Source organism: Streptosporangium sp. NPDC003464 (genome assembly GCF_053588315.1).
In genome coordinates, this window is the sequence record NZ_JBSFPS010000050.1 from 18,132 (window position 1) to 42,933 (window position 24,802).

The 24,802-nt window shown below is 69.6% G+C and carries 20 protein-coding genes and 1 pseudogene; 9 read left to right on the top strand and 12 right to left on the bottom strand.

Annotation, left to right across the window (positions count from 1 at the left end; all coding sequences use genetic code 11):
- The first annotated feature begins 663 nt into the window (after positions 1-663).
- Positions 664-1,470 carry a hypothetical protein gene (locus ACWDS7_RS14025; protein WP_451929590.1) on the top strand — a complete coding sequence of 269 codons (807 nt, stop codon included), beginning with the start codon at positions 664-666 and terminating at the stop codon, positions 1,468-1,470.
- A 215-nt stretch (positions 1,471-1,685) separates the two neighbouring features.
- On the opposite strand, the gene ACWDS7_RS14030 is transcribed toward ACWDS7_RS14025, so the two are convergent.
- The 5 genes from ACWDS7_RS14030 to ACWDS7_RS14050 all read right to left on the bottom strand — a co-directional run bounded on the left by ACWDS7_RS14030 (position 1,686) and on the right by ACWDS7_RS14050 (position 5,627).
- Positions 1,686-2,102: a hypothetical protein gene (locus tag ACWDS7_RS14030; protein WP_451929591.1), complete on the bottom strand. Its 417-nt coding sequence runs from the start codon at positions 2,100-2,102 to the stop codon at positions 1,686-1,688.
- A 36-nt stretch (positions 2,103-2,138) separates the two neighbouring features.
- A complete protein-coding gene (locus ACWDS7_RS14035; protein WP_451929592.1) occupies positions 2,139-2,585 on the bottom strand; it encodes a hypothetical protein in 447 nt (148 codons plus the stop codon).
- 360 nt (positions 2,586-2,945) lie between these two features.
- The gene (locus ACWDS7_RS14040; RefSeq protein WP_451929593.1) at positions 2,946-4,091 is read right to left on the bottom strand and encodes an FAD-dependent monooxygenase; all 1,146 of its coding nucleotides are present in this window, start codon (positions 4,089-4,091) and stop codon (positions 2,946-2,948) included.
- A gap of 17 nt (positions 4,092-4,108) precedes the next feature.
- Positions 4,109-5,407 (bottom strand): CocE/NonD family hydrolase C-terminal non-catalytic domain-containing protein, encoded by a 1,299-nt coding sequence (locus tag ACWDS7_RS14045; protein ID WP_451929594.1) that lies wholly within the window; start codon positions 5,405-5,407, stop codon positions 4,109-4,111.
- A gap of 37 nt (positions 5,408-5,444) precedes the next feature.
- Positions 5,445-5,627 carry a hypothetical protein gene (locus tag ACWDS7_RS14050; RefSeq protein ID WP_451929595.1) on the bottom strand — a complete coding sequence of 61 codons (183 nt, stop codon included), beginning with the start codon at positions 5,625-5,627 and terminating at the stop codon, positions 5,445-5,447.
- Between the two features lie 169 nt (positions 5,628-5,796).
- Here ACWDS7_RS14050 and ACWDS7_RS14055 point away from each other — a divergent pair, with 169 nt between their 5' ends.
- Both ACWDS7_RS14055 and ACWDS7_RS14060 read left to right on the top strand, forming a co-directional pair.
- Entirely contained in the window at positions 5,797-6,255 is a 459-nt protein-coding gene (locus tag ACWDS7_RS14055; protein WP_451929596.1) for a GbsR/MarR family transcriptional regulator, read from the top strand.
- A gap of 584 nt (positions 6,256-6,839) precedes the next feature.
- Positions 6,840-8,774 carry a multicopper oxidase family protein gene (locus tag ACWDS7_RS14060; protein ID WP_451929597.1) on the top strand — a complete coding sequence of 645 codons (1,935 nt, stop codon included), beginning with the start codon at positions 6,840-6,842 and terminating at the stop codon, positions 8,772-8,774.
- 499 nt (positions 8,775-9,273) lie between these two features.
- Here the strand turns inward: ACWDS7_RS14060 and ACWDS7_RS14065 are convergent.
- Both ACWDS7_RS14065 and ACWDS7_RS14070 read right to left on the bottom strand, forming a co-directional pair.
- Positions 9,274-9,450 (bottom strand): annotated as a pseudogene (locus ACWDS7_RS14065) (transposase); the annotation flags it as partial.
- A 90-nt stretch (positions 9,451-9,540) separates the two neighbouring features.
- Positions 9,541-10,749, bottom strand: a complete 1,209-nt coding sequence (locus tag ACWDS7_RS14070; protein WP_451929598.1) for an ROK family protein — start codon at positions 10,747-10,749, stop codon at positions 9,541-9,543.
- 130 nt (positions 10,750-10,879) lie between these two features.
- Here ACWDS7_RS14070 and ACWDS7_RS14075 point away from each other — a divergent pair, with 130 nt between their 5' ends.
- From ACWDS7_RS14075 to ACWDS7_RS14095, 5 genes are read left to right on the top strand one after another with little or no spacing between them, the layout of a single operon-like run.
- The gene (locus ACWDS7_RS14075; protein WP_451929599.1) at positions 10,880-11,932 is read left to right on the top strand and encodes a sugar ABC transporter substrate-binding protein; all 1,053 of its coding nucleotides are present in this window, start codon (positions 10,880-10,882) and stop codon (positions 11,930-11,932) included.
- Between the two features lie 37 nt (positions 11,933-11,969).
- The gene (locus tag ACWDS7_RS14080) at positions 11,970-12,944 is read left to right on the top strand and encodes an ABC transporter permease (RefSeq protein ID WP_451929600.1); all 975 of its coding nucleotides are present in this window, start codon (positions 11,970-11,972) and stop codon (positions 12,942-12,944) included.
- Positions 12,945-12,952: 8 nt separating this feature from the next.
- A complete protein-coding gene (locus ACWDS7_RS14085) occupies positions 12,953-13,729 on the top strand; it encodes an ATP-binding cassette domain-containing protein (RefSeq protein WP_451929601.1) in 777 nt (258 codons plus the stop codon).
- Positions 13,730-13,759: 30 nt separating this feature from the next.
- Complete coding sequence (locus tag ACWDS7_RS14090; RefSeq protein ID WP_451929602.1) at positions 13,760-14,641, top strand: sugar phosphate isomerase/epimerase family protein; 882 nt, start codon at positions 13,760-13,762, stop codon at positions 14,639-14,641.
- On the top strand, positions 14,638-15,309 hold the full coding sequence (locus tag ACWDS7_RS14095) for a nucleoside/nucleotide kinase family protein (protein ID WP_451929603.1): 672 nt from the start codon (positions 14,638-14,640) through the stop codon (positions 15,307-15,309). Before ACWDS7_RS14090 ends, ACWDS7_RS14095 begins: the two co-directional genes overlap by 4 nt.
- A gap of 201 nt (positions 15,310-15,510) precedes the next feature.
- On the opposite strand, the gene ACWDS7_RS14100 is transcribed toward ACWDS7_RS14095, so the two are convergent.
- The 4 genes from ACWDS7_RS14100 to ACWDS7_RS14115 all read right to left on the bottom strand — a co-directional run bounded on the left by ACWDS7_RS14100 (position 15,511) and on the right by ACWDS7_RS14115 (position 19,237).
- Complete coding sequence (locus tag ACWDS7_RS14100; protein WP_451929604.1) at positions 15,511-16,425, bottom strand: LLM class flavin-dependent oxidoreductase; 915 nt, start codon at positions 16,423-16,425, stop codon at positions 15,511-15,513.
- A gap of 132 nt (positions 16,426-16,557) precedes the next feature.
- Positions 16,558-17,550, bottom strand: a complete 993-nt coding sequence (locus ACWDS7_RS14105) for an aldo/keto reductase (RefSeq protein WP_451929605.1) — start codon at positions 17,548-17,550, stop codon at positions 16,558-16,560.
- 13 nt (positions 17,551-17,563) lie between these two features.
- On the bottom strand, positions 17,564-18,655 hold the full coding sequence (locus ACWDS7_RS14110) for an NAD(P)/FAD-dependent oxidoreductase (RefSeq protein WP_451929606.1): 1,092 nt from the start codon (positions 18,653-18,655) through the stop codon (positions 17,564-17,566).
- Positions 18,656-18,754: 99 nt separating this feature from the next.
- Entirely contained in the window at positions 18,755-19,237 is a 483-nt protein-coding gene (locus ACWDS7_RS14115) for a MarR family winged helix-turn-helix transcriptional regulator (protein ID WP_451929607.1), read from the bottom strand.
- A gap of 307 nt (positions 19,238-19,544) precedes the next feature.
- Here ACWDS7_RS14115 and ACWDS7_RS14120 point away from each other — a divergent pair, with 307 nt between their 5' ends.
- A complete protein-coding gene (locus ACWDS7_RS14120; RefSeq protein WP_451929608.1) occupies positions 19,545-23,099 on the top strand; it encodes a WD40 repeat domain-containing serine/threonine protein kinase in 3,555 nt (1,184 codons plus the stop codon).
- 127 nt (positions 23,100-23,226) lie between these two features.
- Here ACWDS7_RS14120 and ACWDS7_RS14125 read toward each other — a convergent pair whose 3' ends face one another.
- Complete coding sequence (locus ACWDS7_RS14125) at positions 23,227-24,465, bottom strand: GNAT family N-acetyltransferase (RefSeq protein ID WP_451929609.1); 1,239 nt, start codon at positions 24,463-24,465, stop codon at positions 23,227-23,229.
- Between the last annotated feature and the right edge of the window lie 337 nt (positions 24,466-24,802).

Sequence of the window (24,802 nt, forward strand, 5' to 3'; positions counted from 1 at the left end):
CACGTCCATCAGTCGCGGTTCGACCGGGGAAGAAAACCTCATGATCGTCGACGGCGTCGACGGCTCGCCAGGCGGTGCCGCCGCGATCGAGTTCGCGTTCGCCGAGGCCGGCGCCGACTGCGCCCGCGCGCGCGGCACGATCGTCAACGTGGCGACCGATCTTTACGGAGGCTCTGCCACGCAGCGGCTCGTCGAGTTGCCGGCCGGCGTGGAACTCGTCGTGGTCGGCTCTCGGGGACTGGGCGCCCCAGCCCGGAGAAGCGTGACCAGATCGCCAACCGCAAGAAGCGCGGCTCCCTCGGTGGCCGGCCGCCGAAGTTCGACGCGGCCGACTACAAAGAGCGCCACGCGGTGGAGTGCGGCATCAATCGCCACCGTGCGGTCGCCATGAGATACGACAAGCTCGCCGTCCGCTACGGGGCGACCGTGCTGGCCGCAGCCATCAACGAGTGGCTGTGACCAGCACTTTCGAAACCCGCCCCAGTGCTTCAGCCGGCACCGGAGCGGTGCAGTCGGCGAAAGTGAGTCCTCACGCGACGGAACGATCAAACTGCGGAAGACTTCGTCGGCGACGGAGGAGGGAGCCGTGATGGTGGGCGATGGTGCTGCAGCGGCCACCGGTGCCCCATGGTCGGCGCATCCGCAAGTGAAGGTGGGGACCGAATGAGTCTGCGCCTCTATCTGGACAGCGCCCGGCAGCCCCGTATGCCGGACGGGTCGGCGGGTGAATGGGCCGATTTCTTCGACGGGGCGATGGAGCTGGAGGCCAAGAACTGGCCGCCGCTGCTGTGGTGGGCGATGTTCAGCCCCGGAGACCTCGTGGATGCGAGGATCGCCGACACCGAGGACGCCGGTACCGATGAGCACGCGGAGTTGCTGAGCGAGTGGGGCGAGGCCACCTACCCGTACCTGGTGGTCGACCAGCGGACGGCGCTGTCGCGACTGCACGCCCGGCGGCAGGGACTGAGCAGTCGGCTCGGCGCGCAGTTCTCGCCCCTCTACGATGAGTTCGTTGCGCTCATCGACGCCCGGTTCGGCCCCTACGTGCTGCTGCGGACCGAGGCGTTGGCCGATGGCGGTGAAGGCGGCATCCGCCTGCTGTTCGAGGAGACCCTGGTAGACCTGGAGCGCCTCGACGTCGGTCGTTCCACAGCGGCCGGCGGGCGGGTGGACGGACTGATCTCGGATTTTCAGCGGTGGAAGCACACGGATCCGGTCTGGATACTGTCAGGTGCTGGCGACGGATGGCCGAGCGTCGCGCTGCGGGAGCGCTACGCCGCCACTGCGGTCAGGCGGTCATCCAGCCGGAGTGCCGAGCGGTCCGCCGTTGTGGGCTGGGTGTGGGGCGTTCTCGTCGTGGTCTGCAGCATCGGTGCTTACTGGCTCACCGGGAGTGTCTGGCCGGTCGTCGTCGCGTCCGGCGTGGTCCTGGCCGTGCTGGTGGCGGGTTTCGTCCGGCGACGGGGGTGAGCGGGCAGGTCGGCACGACGGGTCGGGTGACCAGCACGTGATCACCGCACGACCTTGATCCACATCTGAAACGCGCCTTGGTAGTGCTTTGTCAGGTCAGCCTGTTGTGGCTGGTCAGGTCGGTCGGGTGGTGGTCCGATGCGGGCGTGACCCCCGAACAGCTCGCTCGTATTCGCCGGCGACTGGAAAGGTGCTTCGCACGTCCTCCCGGCGCGCTACTCCTCCGCTGAGGGTTGATCCATCGGGCGCGGCTCACTCACCGTGCTACTTGTTCTGCGCAGATGCACGCCATCGGCCCAGATCCAGGTCCGCACGGTCCGCCCATCGTCATCGGCCCGACTCACCCACGCCTCAGCCACCCCCGGAAGCTGGGACTGCACCACCGCCCAGTCCGACGCCTGCTCCCACGTGGAATTGAGTACCCCGCCGATACCCTCCGTGCCGTCCACCATGGTGGTACCGACCGCATACATCACCGATGCCTCAGGCGAGATCATCCCCATCGGTCGCTGCCCCAGATAAGCGCCGCTGTATGCCTTCTCGTCACTGGCCGACCACCCAGCCCGCAGCATGAGGCCCAGCAGACCAGCCAGTAACGCGATGGCAACCACCACAATCCCTACCGTGCTCATGACACCTCCGAGAGTCGTGTTACCGCTTGCCGACTGCTATTTACGCGTCCGCAACTTGCCCTGCCAGTTCCACTGCAACGCCGTCTTGCTCGTCTGCCTGCCCCCGGCCCAGGTCCACGCCGTTGTCATCCGGGCTACCGGGTCGTCATGGGTCACCCACGCCTCCCGGACGTCCGGCCGCGCGGAGATCTCCTCCGCCCACGCGCGCACCTGTGGCCAGGACAGCACCCATTCCTGCGCATCGCTTCCCCGCCCGTCCGTACTGACCGTGCTGACCAGATAGGTACGCACCGGCCACGGCGCGCCGTTCTCGCGTGTCTCGTGGCTCGCCCCGCTGTCCGGTAGGACCAGGGCCTCTTTGCGCTTCAGCGCCCGCCGTGCCAGATCCAGCCGGACCAGCCGGCCCACCAGCAGCACCGCCAGAGCCGCCCCCAGCAGCAGCATCCACAACTCCAACGGCACCACGACCCGAACAGAACCCATGAACCCTCCAGCCTGTTGACCTGCCGCGTGGGCCGCCGGCCTCAACCTCTTCGAGGCCCTTCGGGTGCTCCGCATTGACGTCGGCCGCTCACGCTCCCGGACCCACTTTCCCGCCGACAACCAAGGTGCCTTCGGCCCGTTTCTCAGCGCGCGGAATCTCCACTGACCGCTGATCTGCCGGGCGCGGTATCCGGCGATCGGCCGTATCCCGTTACCTTGCGTATCTGCTTACCGTTCTGTCATGTCCATGTGGTCACACCCCACCAGGCGTTACAGCGGATCACATACACCGCTCCACGCGATCTTCCAGTTGCCTGGATGTGACACCTGGCCGCCCGCCCGGCCAGGTGTCACAGGACCTCAGCCCTTGATGAAGCGGCGGGTCATGTACCGGCGGACCGGGGGCAGGGAGGCCAGCCGCAGCGGGAGCAGGCTCAGCCACAGCAGCAGGGGGTTGGCCGGGGCGTAGACGCCTTTGACGCGGCGGCCGAGCTTCTGTTTGCGTTCGGCTTCGGGGCGGATGGCGGCCTCCCACGCGGCCAGTGCGGCGGGGATGTCGCCGGGGTGGGCGGCCAGTTCGGTGCCGAGCCGGTCGGCGCCGCCGACGGCCAGCGAGGAGCCGTATCCGGCGAACAGGGTGACGCACCAGGCCGCGTCGCCCAGCAGCACCACCCGGCCGCTGCTCCAGTGCGGCGCGACGACCTGGCTGATGGTGTCGGAGTAGACCGAGTCGGCCCGCTTCAGGCCGGCGAGGGCGTCGGGGATGACCCAGCCGAGGTCGCCGTAGACGCGTTCCAGTTGGGTGGCGACGTCCTCGCCGGGGCGGGCGTGGTCGGTGCGGTAGCCGAAGAAGGCGACGTTGCGGCCGTCGGGGATGCTGATGACCGCTGCGGTGCGGCCGTTGGAGGACAGGGTGCCGGTCGCGCCGGGTGCGATGGTCGCGGGCCGGTGGTCGAGCATGTAGACGGCGACCTTGTGCTCCAGGTCGAGCAGGAAGTCCTCCTCCGGGCCGAACAGCAGGGCGCGGGTGGCCGAGTGCAGGCCGTCGGCGCCGACCAGCAGGTCGGCCTCCTCGATGGTGCCGTCGCTCAGGGTGACGCGGACGGCGTGCTCGTCCTGGTCGAGGTGGGTGAGGGTGGCGCCGAAGCGGATCTCGGTGTGGTCGTGGACCTTCTCGTACAGGACGGCTTCGAGGTCGCCGCGCAGGATGGTGATCGAGCGCGGCCCGGTGGTGGCGGCGATGGTGGCGCGGTCGAGGGCGAAGCGGCGCGAGCCGTCGCTCCTGTGGTAGACGAGCTCGGTGGTGTTGAAGGCTTTGGCTCGCAGGTCGTCCACGATGCCGAGGTGTTCGGCGGCGTCGTAGCCGATGCCGCCGAAGGTGACCGCGTAGCCGCCGCCGCGCCGCTGCGGGGCGCGTTCGACGATGAGGGTGTTCCAGCCGATCTGGTGCAGGCGCAGGGCGGTGGCCAGGCCGGCGATGCCGGCTCCGATGATGATGGCGCGCATGAGAGTCGTCGAGTTCCTTAGTGGGAGAGCTGGTCGAGCAGTCGCTGTTCGGCGGCGGCATCCAGCCAGGTGTCGGGGGAGGGCGCGTCGGCGCGGGGTGCCGGGTCGCCTTCGGCCTGCAGCCAGGCCCAGGTGTCGGCGAGGGTGTCGCGCAGCGGGCGTGTGGTGAGCCCTTCGGCCAGGGCGGCGCTGACGTCGGCGTCGTGCATGCCGCTCGGCGCGCTGCCGTCGGGCAGCCGCAGCCCGAGCTCCATGCCGAGCGGCAGGCCGTGCCGCATGAGCAGCTCCGGCTGGGCCCACACGAGTTCGGTGTCGAAGCCGGTGACCTCCAGCGCCGTGGTGAGCAGGTCGCCGAGGGTGATCGCGCCGGGTGGTCCGGTCACGGTGAAGGCGCCGCTCAGGCCGCGTTCGGCCGAGCGCAGCATCCAGGCGGCCAGGTCCCGGACGTCGAGGTACTGCAGGGATGTGTCGGCGGGGGCGGGGGCCAGGACCCGGCCGCCCTTCTCCAGGCGGCGCAGCCACCACGGGATGCGGCCGACGTCCTCATACGGGCCGAGGATCATCCCGGCTCTGGCCAGCAGCGCCGCTCCGGGGAAGGATTCGGTGACGGCGAGTTCGCCGCCGCGCTTGGCCGCGGCGTAGTCGGCGGCGTCGGTGCTGCCGGGGTCGCCGTCAACCAGGGGCGCGTGCTCGTCGGCGCCCGCGGGCCAGGGCCAGCGGTGCACGCCGCGGCTGGAGACGTATCCGTAGTGCCCGGCCCGGCCGGACAGCAGGCGGGCGGCCTCGCGCACCACCCGCGGTGCCCAGGCCCAGGTGTCGACGACGGCGTCCCATTCCTGGCCGCCCAGCGCCCGGCGGACAGCCTCGGGGTCGGTGCGGTCGGCGATCAGCGCTCGCACGCCGGGCGCGGGGTCGCGGCTGAGGCCGCGGTTGAGCGTGCTCACCTCATCGCCGCGCTCCAGCGCGGTCTCGACGATCGCGCGGCCCACATGGTGGGTGCCGCCAAGGACAAGTACTTTCACGATGCTCCTGGAGTAAGAGGAAGCCAGAGGGCTGACGGATGCTGGTGGTCGTGGAAGATCTCGTGCTGCGAGCCGGACGATGCCGTCGCACACGTTGACCGATCGGCCGCGCGCGTCCACCTCGCACACCCGGGCGAAGTAGTCGACGTTCGGGTTGGCCGAGCGCGCGTGCAACCGCACGCGGACCGGGCCCACGGCCTCGACGTCTTCGACCGGAGGCGCGGTGGTGAAGGTGAGCACGTCGGCTCTGACCTCGATGGCGCGGTTGTCCTTCGCCCCCGCCGAAAGGCCCACCTGCGTGCCACCGACCGTGGGGGTGGGGTCCGCGGGGTCACGGCGCGTCCTGAATCAGCGCGATCCTCCATTCCGGGATGTCGCGGACGGCCGGCTCCCACTGCACGAGGCCGAGGTCGCAGGCGCCCCACGTGGCCGGCTCACCGCCGAACCACGGCCGGGCACGCACCCGGTGACGGAGGGCGGGGCGCACGCCGTACAGACGGCTGAGCAGGGTCATGGCCGGTCAACTTCCTGTCGAGGCTGATGAGATGTCACATCGCCGACCAGGCTTCCCGGCACACCATCGAACCTCTCGAGAGGCCGATGTCAGCAATATACCGACTTTTCAGAAATTTCTGAAGAGTCGAGGTGTTCGGTATCCTGTTCCTCCTCAAGGAGGCGAACACATGGACGACCGGCATGAGCAGTGGCAGGCGGCGGAACGGCTGGCCCTGACGTTGATCGAGGGCGGGCTACAGCGCATGGCCGCGCGCACCCTGGCGGTCTTCCTGTTCACCGACCAGGACAGCGTCACCGCCGGTGAGATCGCGACGCGGCTGGAGGCCAGCGCAGGCTCGGTCTCGGGCGCGATCAAATCCCTGCTGACGGTCGGGCTGATCGAACGCCTGCCGTCGCCCGGCAGCCGACGCGAGCACTACCGGCTCCGTGACGACGCCTGGGCCACCCTGTTCACCAGCCAGAACACCGTCATCCAGGCCATGCTCCAGGCTGCGGCCGCCGGAATCGCCGCCACTGATGAGGGCGATCCCGCCCGTCGGCGCCTGGCCCAGATGCACGCCTTCTACGAATTCCTGCTCGGTGAGCTCCCCGCCCTGCTGCACCGCTGGCACCAGCGGACCGGCTGACCCCAGCCCGAGACGCGAGAAGCGGCAGCCGCGCTCAGCCTGCGGCGAGGAATTCGCGGATCTCCGTGGCGATGCGAGGGTGGTCAGGGCCGAACCAGATCATGTGGCTGTCTGCCCGGCTCTCCATCAGCTCGGCGTTCGGCATGACCGACGCCAGGGCCCGCTCGGCGTCTTCACTGAGATCACCTCGGTGAGTGCTCGCCCGCTGGTTGGCTACCAGGTCCGAGTCTGCCTCGGACAGGCCCGGCAGCTCTCATCGGGCTCAATACAGCCGGGCCGGCCACCCTGACCCGGAACACCCCCGCAAGGGGTGATCGTCTCAGTCTGCCCCCAAGGAAAGCCAATTGAATTATTGGCATATTTCGGAATCGTCAACCCGATATACGGTGACTGACCGACCATTTACCAAGCAATGAGATGAGTCGTGCCAGCCGGGCGACAGGCGCCCAATATGTTTTATCTCGCACAGAAGAGGTATGGCCAGGCGTGCGCTAATCATACAAAAGAGCCAAATGTCCATGTTTGCAATCAATGGCCAATACAACTAAATTCATAACCATTTTAGATAGGAGTTCGGAAAATATATGCCTGAGCTTGTACGGCGACGCTTCCTGCAGATCGGCGCGATCGCCGGGGCCTCCATGCTGGCTCCGATTCGGTTCGCTGAGACATCCCTGGCACGAAGCCTGCCCGGAAGAACGCTTGACCCGACCGCCATCAGAAAGTACGTGACACCGCTGGTGATCCCGCCGGCGATGCCGCCGTCCAAGACAAAACGCAAGCTCGACTACTACGAGATTGCCGTGCGCCAGTTCAGGCAGCAGATCCTGCCTCCGGGCCTACCGTCGACGACGGTGTGGAGCTACGGATCGGTCGACCAGCCGAAGTCGTTCAACTATCCGGCGTTCACCATAGAAGCTCGCTATCGGCGACCGATCCGAGTCAAATGGATCAACGATCTCGTCGACCGGCACGGCTGCTTCCTGCCGCACCTCCTGCCGATCGACCAGACCTTGCACTGGGCCAACCCCCCGGGCGGCAAGCAGCACCGCGACTCGAACGGCACCGATCAGAACCCCTACCGCGGACCGGTGCCGCTCGTCACCCACGTCCACGGCAACCACACCTTCGACTACAGCGATGGATACGCCGAGGCGTGGTATCTGCCGGACGCCTCCAACATCCCAAAGGGATACGCACGCGAGGGCTCTTTCTTCAAGTTCTTCAAGGAGAAGTCACCGCTGGGCCACGACTGGGACACCGGTGAGGTGGTCTTCGAATACGGCAACGACCAACCGGCCAACACGCAGTGGTACCACGACCACACTCTTGGCATGACCAGGGCCAACGTCTACGCCGGGCCGGCCGGCTTCTATCTGCTCCGCGGCGGCCCCAACGACCTGCCACCAGGTTACTTGCCCGGCCCCGCACCGCAGGTCAGCGACCGACCGGGCAAGCGCTATTACGAGATCCCGCTGGCCGTCCAGGACCGCTCGTTCAACAACGACGGTTCCCTGTTCTACCCCAACAGCCGGGCCTTTTTCGATGGGTTCACCGGCCCGTACGCGCCGGACAGCGACGTGCCGCCGATCTGGAACCCGGAGTTCTTCGCCAACACGATCGTCGTCAACGGGAAGACCTGGCCGGCACTGGGGGTGGAGCCGCGACGGTACCGCTTCCGCATCCTCAACGGATGCAACAGCCGCTTCCTGATCTTCAAGCTGGTATCCGACCCGTTGGCGCCGCGTCCCGCACCAGCGGTGTTGCCTCTCTGGGTGATCGGCGCGGAAGGCGGCTTCCTGTCCGCACCGGTATCACTCGACAATCTGCTGATGTCGCCGGCCGAACGGGCTGACGTGATCGTGGATTTCACCGGCCTGCCCGTGGGCACGGAGATCTATCTGATCAACGAGGGGCCGGACGAGCCCTTCAACGGCCAGTCGGGGACCTTCGCCGATCCCGCCACCACCGGCCAGGTCATGAAGTTCAAGGTCGTGCCGCTCACCTCGCGTGACACCAGCACTCCACCGAATCAGCTGAAGCTGCCGGCACCCGCCCCGCTCGGCGCGGAGACCAACCGCCGGCAGGTTTCCCTCAATGAGCAGGATTCGGCCGTCCTGCCGGGTGTGGGCCCGGTTATAACGCTGCTCGGCACAGTGCAGAACGGTACGGCCGTCCCGTTGCGGTGGGACGACAAGATCACCGAGAATCCCGCCCTGAACTCCATCGAAGTCTGGGAGATGTACAACTTCACGGCGGACGCGCATCCGATCCATATCCATGAGGTGCAGTTCCAGGTCGTCGACCGGCAGCCGATCGATGGTAATCCGCGACCGCCGGAGCCATGGGAGCGGGGCTTCAAGGACACCGTCATCGCCTACCCCGGAGAGATCACACGGGTGAAGGCGAAATTCGACCTGCCCGGCCAGTACGTCTGGCACTGCCATATCGTCGAACATGAGGACAACGAGATGATGCGCCCCTACCACATCGGGCCGATCCCGCCGTCCCTGCCATAACCAAGTCGCGTCGATCGTCACATAGGAACAATTTCCGCGGAAGCGGTCTTGACCTATCGAGTGAATTCCGTTTGTCACTTCCGGCCCAACTCCCCCCGAGGGCCGTTGTGGACGCCGATCCCGGAGGGGCCTCGGCTCCCCTGCGCCGCTCATCGACCCACAACCGGCACCGCCGTTGGTCGATTCGCGGGGTGGGCTGAGCACGAAGATTCATCTGGTCACCGGCCGGCGGTGCCGTCCGATCGCGCGGATGATCAGTCCAGGCCAGTACGGTGACGGCCCGTATTTCCGGCGAGTGCTCCAGCGGGTGCGCATCACGCGTCGTGGTCGGGGTTGTCCACGCAGGCGTCCGGCTCGGGTACTGGCCGACAAGGCCTACTTCTCGCGCGCCGGCCGCATGCTGACGGGCGCGGAAGATGGTGGAGTCGATGCTGAAGGTCCACTCCACGGTGTCGATCGAGACGTCCTTGACCTGCATCTCCTCCAGCAGTCGCGCCCAGGTACCGCCCTGAGCCCAGCGCTTGAACCGCTCGTAACAGCTCTGCCGGAGCCCATACCGCTCGGGAATCTCCCGCCAGGGCGCCCCGGTCCGCAACCGCCACAAGATCCCATCGATGGCCTGGCGACGGCCACGCCACGGACGACCCCGCCCGTCCGTCGGGCAGCAACGGCTCAATCCTCCGCCAGGCCTTATCGGTCAGCTCGCCGCGTTTTACCATGAACGATCATCTGACCGCAGCAGCCATGATCATTCATCGGACAGACTCTAGGCCATGGCGCGGTCGATGAGCTCCTGGACCCGTTCGGGGGAGTAGAGCCCGTCCACCAGGAGTTGCGCGAGCCCGAGAACGCCCGTGCGCGGGTCCAGATCGCTGCGGACGATCTGCAGGTTGCGGGTCGCCAGCGGTAGGGACCGCCGGTAGACGATCTCCCGGATGCCGGCGAAGAGGAGTTCGTCGGTGTGGGCGAGCTGGCCGCAGATCGCGATGACGCGGGGGTTGAACAGGTTGACCGTGTCCGCGAGGGCGCCTCCGAGGATGCGGGCGGCCCGGCGGGCGAGCCGTACCGCGACGGGGTCGCCGCCGCGGATCAGCCGCACGGCGTCGTCGACGGTGGTGACCTCACGGCCCGCCGCCCGCAGGTCGCGTACCAGGGCCCAGCCGCCGGCGTAGGACTCCAGACAGCCGGAGTTGCCGCAGCGGCAGACGGGCGGTTCGGCCACTCCCTCGGCCATGACCTGGATGTGGCCGATGTCTCCTGCCGCGCCGTCGGCGCCGCGGTGCACCCGCCCGTCGGCGATGAGGCCGGTGCCCACCCCGGTGCCGATCTTGACCATGAGGAGGTGCGGGACGTCGGGATGGCGCAGGCGCTGCTCGCCGTACGCCATGGCGTTGACGTCCTTGTCGACCAGGACGGGGCAGTCGTACTGGGGTCTGAACCATCCGGGGATGTCGAAACCGTGCCAGCCGGTCATGATCGGCGGGCTGACCACGCGTCCCGTGGCGAAGTCGACGGGGCCGGGAACGTCGAGCCCGACGCCGAGCACCGCGTCGGGGGTCTGCCCGGCGCCGTGGAGGATCTCCGTGAAGAGCTTCTCGACGATCCTGAGGACGGTCTCGGGGCCCGCGGTGACGTCGGCCCGCGTCTCCCGCTCGATCCGCACCCTCCCGCCCAGGTCGCAGAGCGCGGTCCGCAGCGCGGTGGCGCCGATGTCGGCGACGAGCAGCACGCCGAGGTCGCGGCTGACAACGAACTGGCCCGCGGGCCTGCCGCGGGTCCTGGCCTCTCCCGGGCCCGGGATCACCAGCCCGGCGGCCAGGAGGCCCTCGAGCCGTTGGTTGACCGTGGTGCGGGAGAGGCCGGTAAGACGCACCACGTCGGACTTGGTGAGGCCGTCGGGGACGTCCCGGAACAGGCTGAGGATCTCGCCGCTGCTCACTCCCATCCTCGGCGTGGCGAGGGTTGTGGTGCGCATAGCCCCACTGTAGCTATGCCGGTAACTAGACGTAAGTCAAGAATCTTTCGACTAGATAAGTCGAAAGGCAGGTTTTTGGACGTCAGAAGAGAGGTTACGTTTCGGACATCTACGCCGAAAGGGGCATCCGATGTATGTCAACGCCAGAGGCCGTCGCGTGGCGGCAGCCGGCGCGCTCGCCGCCGTCGGCGCCCTCGTGCTGGGGGCCTACAGCTCCGGCCTGCCCGCCGGTTCGGCCGCCGCGACCGGAGAACGGGCCGCCGCGGCTCCCAGGATCGCCGCAGTGATCAAGGGCCTGGACAACCCGTTCTTCCAGACGATGAAACAGGGCATCGACGATCAGGCCCGCGCGGCCGGGGCCACCGTCACGGTCCAGGCCGCCAACTCCATCACCGACACGACCGGCCAGGCGGACAAGCTGAACAGCCTCAGCGGCCAGGACTTCTCCTGCTACGTGGTCAACCCGATCTCGGGCACGAACCTCATCCAGGGGCTCGCCAGGCTGTCCGCGATGAACAAGGCCATCGTCAACATCGACAGCCCGGTCGACCCCCAGGCCGCCAAGAGCGCCGAGGTCAAGCTCGCCACCTACATCGGCACCGACAACACCGAGGCCGGCAAGATGGCCGGGCAGCGGATGACCCAGCTCCTGCCCTCCGGCGGCAAGGTCGCGTCCGTCGGCGGCATCGCGGGCGACGTGACCAGCGGCGCCAGGCTCGGAGGCTTCCAGCAGGGGATCGGCCCCAACCTGAAGATCGTGCAGACGGTCGCCGCCAACTGGGACCGCCAGACCGCGCTGACCGCCGCGACCGACGTGATGCAGGCGCAACCCGACCTGGCCGGCTTCTTCGTCGCCAACGACGACATGGGGCTGGGCGTGGCACGTGCCGTGGCCAACGCCGGCAAGGCCGGCAAGGTGAAGGTCATCAGCGTGGACGGCATCAAGGACGCCCTGGAGGCGGTCAAGGCGGGCACCCTGGACGGCACCGTCGCCCAGTACCCGTATGTGATCGGCGCGATGGGCATCGAGGCGTGCCAGGCTGCGACGAGCGGCAAAACGCTGCCCTCCCATGTGAAGGCCCCGGTCGAAGTCGTCACCAAGGACAACGCCGACAAGGCATTGGCGGCCACGCCGAAGCCGTTCGGCGCCTACAGCGACCCGATCAAGAACCTCACCAAGTAGCCGCGGACACCGTCCCGCGGAACGAGGGGTGACACGCATGGCAAACACCACACTGACGGCCGGCGAAGGGCAGGCCTGGCCCGCGCGGCTGAAGGACGCGAGCTTCTGGGCCGAATGGGCGGCCCTCGTCGGGCTGATCGTGCTCGTGATCGTCTTCCAGGCGCTGAACCCCACGTTCCTGAGCACGGGCAACATCTCCTCGATGCTGGTCGCCGCCGCGATCCTGATCATCCTCGCGGTGGGGCAGACCTTCGTGATCGCCACCGCGGGCATCGACCTGTCGATCGCCTCGGTGATGACCCTGGGCGCGGTCGTGTTCGGCCAGGCGTACGCGGCCGGCCTCGGCCTGGCGCCGGCGTGCCTGCTGGCGGTGCTCGGCGCCGGGGCGGCCGGCGCGCTCAACGGGCTGATCATCGCCTGGGGCAGGATCGCCGACTTCATCGTGACCCTCGGGATGCTGTCGGCCGCCTCGGGACTCGCCCTGATCCTGTCCGACGGGAAACCCGTGACGATCATCGATCCGAAGTTGCTGAGGCTGTCCACCGGAGGCGTCGGGATCTTCGGCTGGTCGTTCGTCATCGCGGTGGTGGTCGCGGTGGCGGCGCACGTGGCGCTGTTCCACACCCGCTTCGGCACCCACCTGCTCGCCACCGGAGGGGCGCCGGAGTCCGCGACGGCCATGGGCATCAGCACCAGGCGCATCAAGCTCGCCGTCTACCTGATCAGCGGCCTGCTCGCCGGTCTGAGCGCGATCCTGCTGGTCGCCAGGATCGGCGCGGCCGAACCCGCCGCCAACACCGCCTTCCTGCTCAACTCCGTGGCCGCGGTGGTCCTCGGCGGGGTCAGCCTCTTCGGCGGGCGGGGAACCGTCATCGGCCCGCTCTTCGGCGCGCTGCTGCTGGTCGCGCTGGTCAACGGGCTCACCCTGCTCGGCGTGTCGCAGTTCTACCAGCCCTTGGCCGTCGGCATCGTCGTGGTGCTGGCCGCACTCCTCATGAGGTTCCAGCAATGACCGGACAGATGACTCAGCGGCCGACGCCCGGCACGCCCACCGGCGAGGTGCTCCTGGACTGCCGGAACGTCTCCCTGGCCTTCGGCAGTGTCCAGGCGCTCATCGACGTCTCGCTCACGCTGCGCCCCGGCGAGATCACCGCCCTCGTCGGCGACAACGGAGCCGGCAAGACCACGCTGGTGCGCTGCATCTCCGGAGTCCACCGGCCCGACAGCGGGCACGTCTACTTCGACGGCGCGGAGATCGCCTTCCACTCACCCGAGGACGCCCGCGAGGCCGGGATCGAGACCGTCCACCAGAACCTCGCGCTCGTCGAGGACCTCACCGTGTGGCAGAACCTCTTCCTCAACCGCGAGATCGTCCGCAGGCTGGGCCCCCTCGCCTTCCTCAACCGGCGCGCCATGCAGGCCCGCTCCCGCGAGATGGTCTCGACACTGGCGGTCAACGTGCCCGCGGTGGGGTCCCGCGTCCGGCGGCTCTCCGGCGGCCAGCGCCAGGCGGTCGCCATCTGCCGGGCCACCGGCTTCAGCTCCAAGCTCGTCATCATGGACGAACCCACCGCGGCGCTCGGCGTCCAGGAGACGGCCCGCGTCGAGGAACTCATCGTCAGACTGCGCGACGAGGGGCACGCCGTGCTCATCATCAGCCACAACTTCGCGCAGGTCATGCGGCTCAGCCACCAGGTGTGGGTGATGCGTGCGGGCCGCTGTGTGGGCGGGCGCCGCACCGCGGAGACCACCGGCGAGGAGATCGTCGCCCTCGTCACCGGCGCCCTCGCCACCTGACCACGTCACGAGACCTAAGGAAGCCCTCCGATGCCCACTGACACCGCGACCAACCCGATCGGCGTGCACGCGCTGGTATGGGTCGGCGACACCAGCCCCCGCTCGGTGGCCTACGCCGTCGAGAAGACGAAGGCCACCGGCTTCGACCTGCTGGAGATCTCCCTGCACGACTCGGGGAACCTCGACGTGGCCACCGCGCGTGAGGCCCTGCGGTCGGCGGGCCTGGGCGTCGCCTGCTCCCGCGGCCTCGCCTTCGACGCCGACGTCTCCAGCGAGGACCTCGCCGTGGTGGAGCGCGGCGAGAAGCTGCTGCACGACTCCCTCGCCATCACCCGCGCGCTCGGTGGCACCCACTTCACCGGCGCGCTCTACAGCGCACTGGGCAAGTACGGCAGGCCGCTCACCGACGCAGGACGCCGCAACGTCGTGACAGTGCTGCGCCGCCTGGCCCAGGAGGCCGCGGGCGAGAGCATGACGCTCGGGCTGGAGATCTGCAACCGCTACGAGACCAACGTCGTCAACACCGCGCACGACGCGTTGCGCCTGGCCGAAGACATCGGAGAGGACAACGTGCTCATCCATCTCGACACGTACCACATGAACATCGAGGAGGACGATCTCGTACGGCCGGTCCACGAGGTCGGGGACCGGCTCGGCTACGTCCACGTGGGCGAGAACCACCGCGGCTACCTCGGATCGGGGCACCTCGACTTCACCGCGTTCTTCCACGCGCTCGGCGACATCGGATACAGCGGGACGATCACCTTCGAGTCCTTCTCCTCGGCGGTCGTGATGCGCGGCCTCTCCAACGACCTGGCCATCTGGCGCAACCTGTGGTCGGACGGCGAGGACCTGGCCCGCCACGCCCGCGCGTTCATCGGCAACCAACTCCACACGAGCCGCTCTCGATGACCCTCGACGACCTGGCGGACCGGGCCCGCGCGCTGGCCGCGCGGCATGAACGAGTCCTGCTCGGAATCACCGGAAGCCCGGGTTCCGGCAAGTCCACGCTCGCGGAGTACCTGATGCGTCTGCTACGGCAGGCGGCACCCCGCGGCCACTCGGCGGAATGGGTGGCACACGTGCCGATGGACGGCTTCCACCTCGCCGACGTCGAGCTCGACCGGCTCGGACGGCGCGACCGCAAGGGCGCACCCGACACCTTCGACGCGGCGGGCTACGCGGCCCTGCTGCGCCGGCTGCGCGACAACGAGGACGACGTCGTCTACGCGCCCGCCTTCGAGCGTGATCTCGAACAGCCGCTCGCCGCCAGCATCCCCGTGCCCAAGGCCGCCAGGATCGTCATCACCGAGGGGAACTACCTGCTTCTCGACCAGGGCGACTGGGCACGCGTCCGGCCCTGCCTCCACGAGGTCTGGTACTGCGCCCTCGACTCCGCCGAGCGGGTGCGCCGCCTCGTCTCCCGCCACGAGAGGTTCGGCAAGGACCATGAAGCGGCCGTGGCATGGGTGATGGGGACCGACCAGCGGAACGCCGACCTGATCGCCACGACCAAGGACCGGGCGGATCTCGTGGTTCCCGACGCGATCCTGCGCTCGCTCGGCGATGACACCCCCTGACGACGACAGACCTGGACGAAAGGGGTTCACCCAGCGCAGGCGGGCTCACCCGGCGCCGGCGTTTCCCCCGTCCGGCCTGTTCAGGGCACCACGCCGGCTCAGCCAAGAGGTGACGCCCGTCCACGGATGGCTCTGAGCAACTGCCGGCCACCCGTGTGCGGCGTCACGTACATTGCGGTCCGGCGTGAGCCGGAGTGCGGTTCAGCCGTTCTCCTCCGCGATCGCTCCGCGTACGGCCGGGGCGATCTCGCCGGCCCACCGGCCGAGGAGGACGGGGTCCGGCGCGCCGTGACCGGAGGAGAAGAGCGTGAAGCCCGACGCGCCGTGTTCCAGCACGGCGCCGGTCAGTTCCTCGACCCACTGGTCGACGGAGCCGCCGATCCAACGGCCGTCGTGGTCGCGCGTGGCGGGCAGCGGCCGGTCGGTGATGCGTCCGGGGAGATTGAAGACCGTGCGGATCTCGCGTGGGTCGCGGCCTACGGCGGCCGCCGCTCCGTCGATGACCGGCCGCGACGTCCGGTATCGCTCGCTGAGCCAATCCGCCGCGTGGCCGGGGATCCAGCCGTCGGCCACGCGGCCGGTGGCGGCCAGGGACTTCCGGCCCACCGATCCGGTCCACACGGGAGGCACGGCCACCGGAGCCGGCTCGATCTGGTCCACCCGGTAGTGGCGGCCCTGGTAGGTGACCGGCGGACCACCCCCCGACAGTGCCTTGACCAGGACGATCGCCTCCTCGAAGGCGTCCACCGCATCGCTCGGTGACAGCCGCGGCACCCCCATGTCGGAGATCCGGTCCCACAGCCCCCCCGCGCCCATGCCGAGCACGATGCGGCCGCCGGACAGCGCCGACAGCGACGTCACCGTCCGCGCCAGCATGGGAGCGGGCCGGGTCGGCAGGTTGGTGACGTTGGCGAAGCCGGAGATGCGCTGCGTACGCCCGAGGATGAACGCGAGGGAGGCGTAGGCGTCCAGGCGGTCGCCGATGTAGGGATGGTCCGACAACGAGAAGTGGTCGAGCCCGTCACGGTCGGCCTGCTGAACCATGTGCAGCAACTCCGGCGCCTGGTCGATGCCGCTGTGCGCACCGAAACCGAAGACGACTTCTTGAACAGACAATGGTCTGCCTTTCTTCTGAAGGGGTTGGTCAACCGTTCGGCCCGCTGTGTCCGCCGAAGCGTCGTGGCACGGCGCCTCCGGCGACGGGCCGGACGTGACGGCCGGCGTGCGGCCGCCCGGGGCTGGGGTTGATCACCAGGCGTACGCCTCGGGGGCGGGCTTGGCCCCGTTCGGCGCGGGCGGCGGGAACAGCTCCTCCAACCTGGCCAGCGTGCCGTCATCGAGCGTGATCGCCAGCGCGCGCAGCGAGCCGTCGAGCTGCGCGGCCGTCCGCGGCCCGATGATCGGCCCGGTCACACCGTCCTGCGCGAGCAGCCACGCCAGTCCGACGTGGGCCGGGTCCTCGCCGATGTCGGCGCACAACTTCTCGTACGCCTCGATGGTCTCCCGGTGTTCGGCGAGCGTGTCGGCCGCGCGTCCCGAGCTGCCGCGGGAGGCGGCGCCCTGCTCACGCTTGCGCAGGGCGCCGCTGAGCACTCCGCCGTTCAGCGGCGACCACGGGATCACCCCCAGCCCGTAGTGCCGTGCCGCGGGCAGCACCTCCAGCTCGATCCAGCGGGTCATCAGGTTGTAGATGGACTGTTCGGTGACCAGTCCGAGGAAGTGCCGTGATCGCGCGGCCTCCTGCGCCTGCGCGATGTGCCAGCCGGCGAAGTTGGAGGAGCCGAAGTAGAGCACTTTTCCCTGCTGGCGGAGGACGGTGAACGCCTCCCAGATCTCCTCCCACGGCGTGTTCCGGTCTATGTGGTGCATCTGGTACAGGTCGATGTGGTCGGTCTGCAGCCGTCTGAGTGACGCGTCGCACGCGCGCCGGATGTGCAGCGCGGACAGCATGTTGTCGTTGGGCCAGTGGCCCATCGGGAGAGCGAGCTTGGTGGCCAGCACGGTCTTCTCGCGCCGGCCGCCGCCCGTGGCGAACCACCGGCCGATGATCTGTTCGGTGACGCCTTCGCCCAGCTTCGCGCCGTACACGTCGGCGGTGTCGAAGAAGTTGATACCGTGACCGTGCGCCCGGTCCATGATCGTGTGACTGTCCTGTTCGGAGGTTTCCGTTCCGAAGTTCATGGTGCCGAGCACGAGCCGGGACACCGAGAGGCCGCTCCGGCCGAGGTGGGTGTATTCCATGTGTTCCAGCCCTTCAGGCGGTGCCGAACTGTTCGGTGAAGCGGCCGGTGAACAGGTCGGCGCCCTTGTACTGGGAGACCGTCTCGGCCGTGACGACGGCCGGGCCGTCGGGTGTGGGCAGTTGGCCGACGCCGCCACGCGGTCCGAGCGGGAGCAGGATCATGGGATGGGGCAGGGGCCGGTAGGTGGCCGTGGGCCGCTCACCGTTCAGCTGGGCGGCGATGTTGCGCGCCACCACCTCGGCGTGCTGCATCGCGTATCCGGCCATCTTGGCCTCGGCCACGTCGGTGATGTCGCCGATCGCGTAGACGTGGTCGTAGCCGTGGACGTTGAGGGTCTCGGTGACGGGGACCTGTCCCTGCGGGGTGCGGGGGGTGAGGCGGCCGTCGGCGAGATAGTCGCTGTTGACGCGCCCGCCGTAGGCGCGGAACCAGATGTCGGCGGTGATCTCCTCCCCGTCGGTGGTGGTGACGGTGAAGGTGTCCGCGTGGCCGGGCTCGACCGGCGGCGGCACGGCCAGGCCGGTGCCCAGCCGTAGCCGGACGTCCAGTCCGTCGAGCTGGCGGTACAGGTCCCGGCGCAGCTCCGGCCGGAAGTCGGCCAGGTGCTGTTCGGTCGGGTCGACGATGGTCACCTGCTTGTGCGGCCAGACCTCCTTGATCTCCCCGGCCAGTTCCAGACCGACCGGCCCGGCGCCGAGGATCAGCACCCGCTCGGCGCCGGCCAGTTCCTTGTGGGTGCGGCGGAGGTCGTCCAGGACCTCACCGGTGGAGTCGGCGTTGGGCTTGGCCGGGTAGGTGTAGCTGGAGCCGGTGGCCAGGACCAGGTAGTCGGCCTCGACGCGCCGGCCTGAGGCCAGGGTGACGCCGCCGGGGTCCACCGAGACCGCGCGGTCACGGATCACCGTGCCCCGCGTCAGCCACCTGTCGTAGGGGAAGAACATGTTGTCTCCCCAGTCGGGCTGGGTCAGTGCCCGGAGGGACCCCGCCGAGTTGATGAACGCGTCCCGGGGGTCGATGAGGATGACGTCGGCCTCGGCGTCCAGCGCCTTGGCGAGCGCCGAACCCCCGTAACCTCCGCCGACGACCGCGACCGTACGACTCATGATTTCACGCCCTTACCGACAGAAAGAGTTGCAGTTCGTGCCACGAACAATATTAGTTCGTGACACGAACTGCAACTCCCGTCCCGGGAGCGGGCGGTCTCAGCGCCTGCGATCGGCGAGGGCTCCCTCGTCGGGCTCCAGGAAAACCGCCGGAACCTTGTTGTCCAGCACGACCCGGCCGAGCAGCCCGGCGAGCGTGTCGCGTTCGGCGGCGGCGAGCTCCGTCGTCAGCCGCTCGACGCGCCGGCAGGTCTCGACGTAGAACTCCTCCGCGAGCCCGCTGCCCCGCCGGGTGAGCGCGACCCGCACCGCACGCGAGTCCTGCGGGTCGGGCCCGCGCTCGACCAGGCCGTTGCGCTCGGTGCGGTCCACCAGGCCGGTCAGGCTCGACTTCGCCAGCCCCAGCGTCGCACCCAGCTCGCTCATCCCGTACGGCCGCGCCATCAGCACACACAGCAGCTGGCCCTGCTGCGAGGTGAGGCCGTACTCCCGGGCGGAATCGGCGTACACGGCATTCACCAGGAACGTCGACCGCACCAGCGCGGCCACAACCCCGATCTGGCCATCATCATCTTTAACCACTCGGCCATGCTACATTCAAGCGCCGCACAATTCGTGAGGCGAACTAGCTGGGGCCGGTCGCCGGCGGATCCGCCGGGGCGCGAGCACGGCGGCCGGGCCGCCCAGCAGGCGTTCGAGGCCGGAGGTGGGCGGGGCTCCAGGTCGAGCTCCGTGCCCGGCTCCGTGACCAGGTCGACCACGGCCGAGTCCGGGCGGCGGCCGTCGAGCTCGGCCGGGATGTCCTTCCGGCGTATTCCGGCCGCACCCTTATTGCGGATGAAGGCATTGAGGTGGCAGCGCAAACAAACAATCTTGTATATCTGATGCCATGGTTACGCCGCTCCTGCCCAGTGACCCTCGGCAGCTCGGTCCCTACTGGCTGGCCCGACGGCTCGGGGCGGGAGGTCAGGGCGTGGTCTACGAGGCGTACGACAGTCTGGGCGGCCGGGTGGCGGTCAAGGCGCTGCGCGAGGACTTCATCACCGACGCCTACCGCGACCAGCTACGCAGGGAGGTGGCGGCGCTCAGCCGGGTGGCCTCCTTCTGCACCGCGCGGATCATCGAGGCCGACCTCGACCACGTCCCGCCGTATCTGGTCAGCGAGTACGTCCCCGGGCCCGATCTGCAGAACCGCGTGGACAAGGACGGACCCTACCGCCCGGACGACCTGCACCGTCTCGCGGTCGGCATCGCCACCGCGCTGTCGTCCATCCACCAGGCCGGCGTGACGCACCGGGACCTGAAGCCGGCGAACGTCCTGATCGGCCCGGACGGTCCCCGGGTCATCGACTTCGGCATCGCGCGCACCGAGGAGATGTCCCGGAGCGCGACCGGGCAGCTGAAAGGCACCCCGCGGTGGATGGCCCCCGAGCTGTTCGGCGGCCACCGTGCCTCACCGGCCGTCGACATCTGGGCGTGGGGCGCCGTCGTCCTGTTCGCCGCCACGGGCAAGTCGCCCTTCGACGGTGACAGCATGCCCGCGCTGATCTACCAGGTCCTTCATCACCAGCCCGAGCTCGACGCGGTGCAGGAGCCGCTGCGCTCCCTGGTGGCGCGGGCGCTGTCCCGCGACCCGGCCCGGCGCCCCACACCGCGGGAGCTGCTGGAAGGCCTGATCGGCGGCCGGGGCGCGCTCGAGGAGGCCACCGCGGTCGCCGGCGCTCTTTCGACCACGGCGCTCCCCCCGTCGCTGGCGCAGGTGGCCGAGCAGGTCTACGCCGAGCTCACCCCGCACGAGCAGGCCACCGTTCCGCGCATCCTGCTGCGGATGGTCGCCGCGGAGCCGGAGGCCCGGCACACGCTGCGCAAGGTCGCCGCCGCCGAGTTCCTGGACATCGAGACGGCCGAGCAGAGCGTCTGGCGCATCCTCGACCGGCTGGGCGAGGCGGGGCTGGTGGTCCGCGACGGCGACCTCTTCACGCTCGCCACCCCGGCGCTGGTGCGGGCCTGGCCTCGGCTGCGCGACTGGGTCGCCGACGAACGTGAGGTCCTCGACGCCCACCACGAGCTCGCCGACGCCGCGCGGCGCTGGCAGAGCCACGGACGTAAGAGCGGTGACCTGCTGCAGGGCAGCTCGCTCGACGAGGCGCTCACCCGCGTTGCGGCCGGTCGCCGGCATCTCACCCTCAACCTGGTCGAACGCTCGTTCCTCGACCAGTCGGTGCGCGCCGCGCAGCGCAGGCGGCGCTACCGTACGCTGCTGAGCGCCGGCCTGACGGTCCTGCTCGTCGTGTCCACCGTGACGGCGGCCACCGCGATCGTCCAGGGCATCGAGCTGGCTGCCACGAACGAGACCATCTCCCGGCAACGGGACGCGGCCGTCGGCGACCGGGTGGCCAACCTCGCCACCACGATGCGGCGCCTCGATCCCGCCACCGCCAAGCAGCTCGCCGTCGCCGCCGCGGCCCTGGCGCCCGACGGCCAGCCGGCCAGGAACGCGCTGGCCACGCTCTACAGCCAGTGGGAGCAGTACACCTACCGGCCACCGGGCGTCGATGGCGACTGGTGGATGAACGGAGACGGCACCTACCGTCTGACGGCGTACGCGCGCGGCCACGAGGTGAAGCTCGCCGACGTCGACTCGCGCCGGGTGATACGGACGATCACCCTGACCGGAGAGCCGGTCGACGACCGTGCGCTCGGCCACGTCCTGTCCCTCACGGCGGACGGCAAGACCCTCTCGCTGGTCAGGAAGGACGGCACGGTCGGCATCTGGGACACGGCGACCGGCCGGCCGCGGCCGGTGTCGATCCGCATCCCCGAGCCGTACGCGGCGCTCGATCCCACGGGCACCCGCCTCCTGAGCTTCTCGGCGACGCAGGCGATCGTCTGGGACATCGGATCGGGCAAGCCCCTTCTCACGATCCCGCACCAGCTCCTGGCCGCGACCTTCACCCCGGACGGGCGGTCGCTGGTCAGCCTCCGGGGAGGGGAGTTCGAGTACTGGGACGTCGGCCGGGGCACGAAGAGGCCCCTGCCCCGGCTCGGTGCGGACTCCGAGAGGATCAACGGCATGGAGGTCAGCCCGGACGGCAGACGCCTCGGTGTGATCAAGGGCGACCGGCTGTGGGTCGTCCGCCTGGACAAGGAGGACGTGAGCTGGCGGCAGCTCCCGAAGAACGACGACAACACCGGGATCGCCTTCAGCGACGACGGCAGGTTCGTCGCGGTCGGCGGCACCGTCTGGGGCACCGAGGGCGTCCACGACCAGTCATGGGACCTGGTGGGCGAACGCGACGAGCCCGTCTTCAGGAACTCCGGCGGCTGCGCCAACCCGGTCTTCGGCCCGGGAGACCGCACCCTGCGCTGCACGGATCGCTCCACGAACATCACCACCGTCCTGTCCCTCGCTCCCATCGCGGACTCGGTCAAGCTCACCGACGCCTTCGTCGGCTCCACGGCGGTCCTCAGCGAGGACGGCTCGACCCTCGCCGTCGAATCCCGCCGCGACCTGGAGATCTGGGACCCGGTCAGGCGGGTCAAGCGGGGGGCGCTGCCGCTCAACGGTGTCAAGGGCACCAGCGAATCGCTGTTCGCGCTGTCGGCGGACGGAAAGCTCCTGGCGAGCAGCTTCCGCCGCAGCGGGAAAGTCGAGATCTGGGACGTCGCCTCGGCGACCAGGAAGACCACCCTGCAGACCGGGCACCCGATCAACGACCGGCTGCCCCTCAGGTTCTCGCCTGACGGCAGGACGCTCGCGGTGCTCACCACCCCCACCAGCCTGACCTCGCTCGAACTGTGGGACGTGGCCTCGGGGACCCTGCGGGTCAAGTCCGCCGGAGCCCAGGTGGAGCCCGGCCAGTCCGTCGGCGGCGAACCGCGTGTCCTCTTCAGCCCCGACGGACGGACCGTGATCTCCGGGCCGGACCAGGGCGTCGTCGACGTCGCCACCGGCAAGAGAGTCCTCGCCCCCAACCTTGAGCTGGACCCCGCCATGGCCCGCAGCCGGGACGGGCTCGTCGCCGTGGTCGACAGGGACAAGGTCGGGTTCTGGGACGCGCGGACCCTCCGGCACAGGTATGACGTGCTCCCCGGCGTGGAGCTGGGCAGGGCCGTCGCCTTCGCTCCCGACGGAAAAGTGCTCGCGCTGGCCGACACGACCGGCCGGATCCGCCTGTGGGACGTTCCGAACCGGCGCGCCCTCGGCCTTCCGCTCTCCGGTTTCCTGACGTCGAAGGCCGACGCGGGCCCGGACGAGATCAGGACCATGGCCTTCTCGGCCGACGGCACGGTGCTGGCGGCCGTTGACGACGACGGCCGCCTCCGCACCCACCTCGTCGCCCTCGACAAGGTCAAAAGTGCCCTCTGCCGCCTTTTCGGCCCGCTCTCCGAGGCGGACTGGAGAACCCACATCCCGGAGATTCCCTACCGCCGCACCTGCTGAGCGGCATCGGACGCAGGCCCTCCGGGCGCTTGCCGCCGCGACGTCACGCTCGGAGGTCTGTCCTCGATCAGCGCGCCGGACCCGGCGTCAGTACGGCAGGCAGTAACTCAGTACGGCAGGTAGTAACTCAGTACGGCAGGTAGTAACTGAGCACGTCGGCGGTGAGCGGCGGGAACAGCGCGTGGAACAGCTCGCTGTCGGGACCGGGGTAGACATCGGGCCGGATCCGGGACAGCCCGTCGATCCCGTGCGGGCCGAACAGCAGCGCCGGCAGGTAGTCGGGCGCCACCCCGGCGCCGCCCGCGGCTCCGGGCCCCTGCATCGCGCCACCGGCGGTGACCGCGCCCAGGCCGTCGGCACGGACCGGTATCCGGTAGTGGGCGCCGAAAGTGGAGATGACGATGTCACGGCCGGTGCGGTCGATCCCGGCCGCGACAAGGCGGCGCCACAGCACCGGCCGCAGCCGGTCCAGCAGTGCCGCCACGTCCGGGACGCGGATGTAGTACTGCTCCGTCCCCGTCCGTCGCTCGTCGGGGAGGAGGTCGCTCCAGGCCGCCGCGGCCACCGTGCCGGCCCGCTCGACGGCCCGCACCTGCCCGCCGGGGACGAGGGCGGCCACGCCGCGGAGCAGGTCCAGCGCCGCCGCCCGATCGAGCGCGGCGGCCTCGGCCAGGAGCACCTCGTCGTCGTCCGGCGGTGTGGTGCGCCCGGTGGCGACGATGTCGGCGCCGCGCTCCACCACCCAGACCGTGCTCGCCTCGTGGGCCAGCAGCCATCGCCAGCGCGCCGCCGGATGCGACACGGCCACGTCGAACCGGCTCTGCGTCATGTCCTGCAGCGCCGCCATCGCCGGGATGTCCGAGGGCCGGGCGGCCCGTAGCACGGGTGTCCCGTCACCGGCCGGCGGGGTGCGCACGACTGGCGCGGGCGGGATGTCGACGGCGTACTCGTAGCCGAACAGCCGGTAGAAGTAGGGGATCCCGATCATTATCTGCAGGAGGTGACCCCGGGCGGCGGAACGGTCGTGCGCCCACCGCATCAGCGCCCGCACCAGCCCACGGCCCTCGTACTCCCGGTCCGTGGCCACCAGCTCGATCTGGCCGGCGGGGAGCCGCACGTCGGCCAGGCGCAGCTCCTCGTCGAGGAGCGTCGCGGTGGAGACGACCCGGTCGCCGTCGACCACCACGGCGCAGGCCGGCCAGCCGGTGTCGGGATCCGTCACGACCAGCCGGTGGTCGAGGGCGTCGGCGGGCTCACCGCGTTCGGCCAGAAGCGCACCGATCTGGTCAAGGTCCGCCGGACGCGCCTGTCTCAGGACAAGACCGTCAGCCAGCGGGACCGGCGGGGGAGCGGCAGTCACGATCACGTTGGGGACTATTCCACCGCCCGGGCGACCCGTCCATCCATTTTCGCCGCCCGCCGCCCGCCGCCCGCCGCCCGCCGCCCGCCGCCTGCCATCCGCCGCCCGCCGCAGAGGCACGGCGGGGAAGGACGGGCGTCCGATCGAGTTCCTCCTCGCACCGCCGGCAGCGGCGGCTCAGCGAGTATCGCGGCGCCGTTCCCCCAGGGCGGCGTGGATCCTGGCGGCGATGCGGTCGACGTCGCCGCGTTCGGCCGGCGGCAGCGGGGCGCCGGCCGAACGCCTGGCACAACGAAGACCGCTTCCCCCGAATCAACTGGGAAGACGCCTTCGCCACCGACTT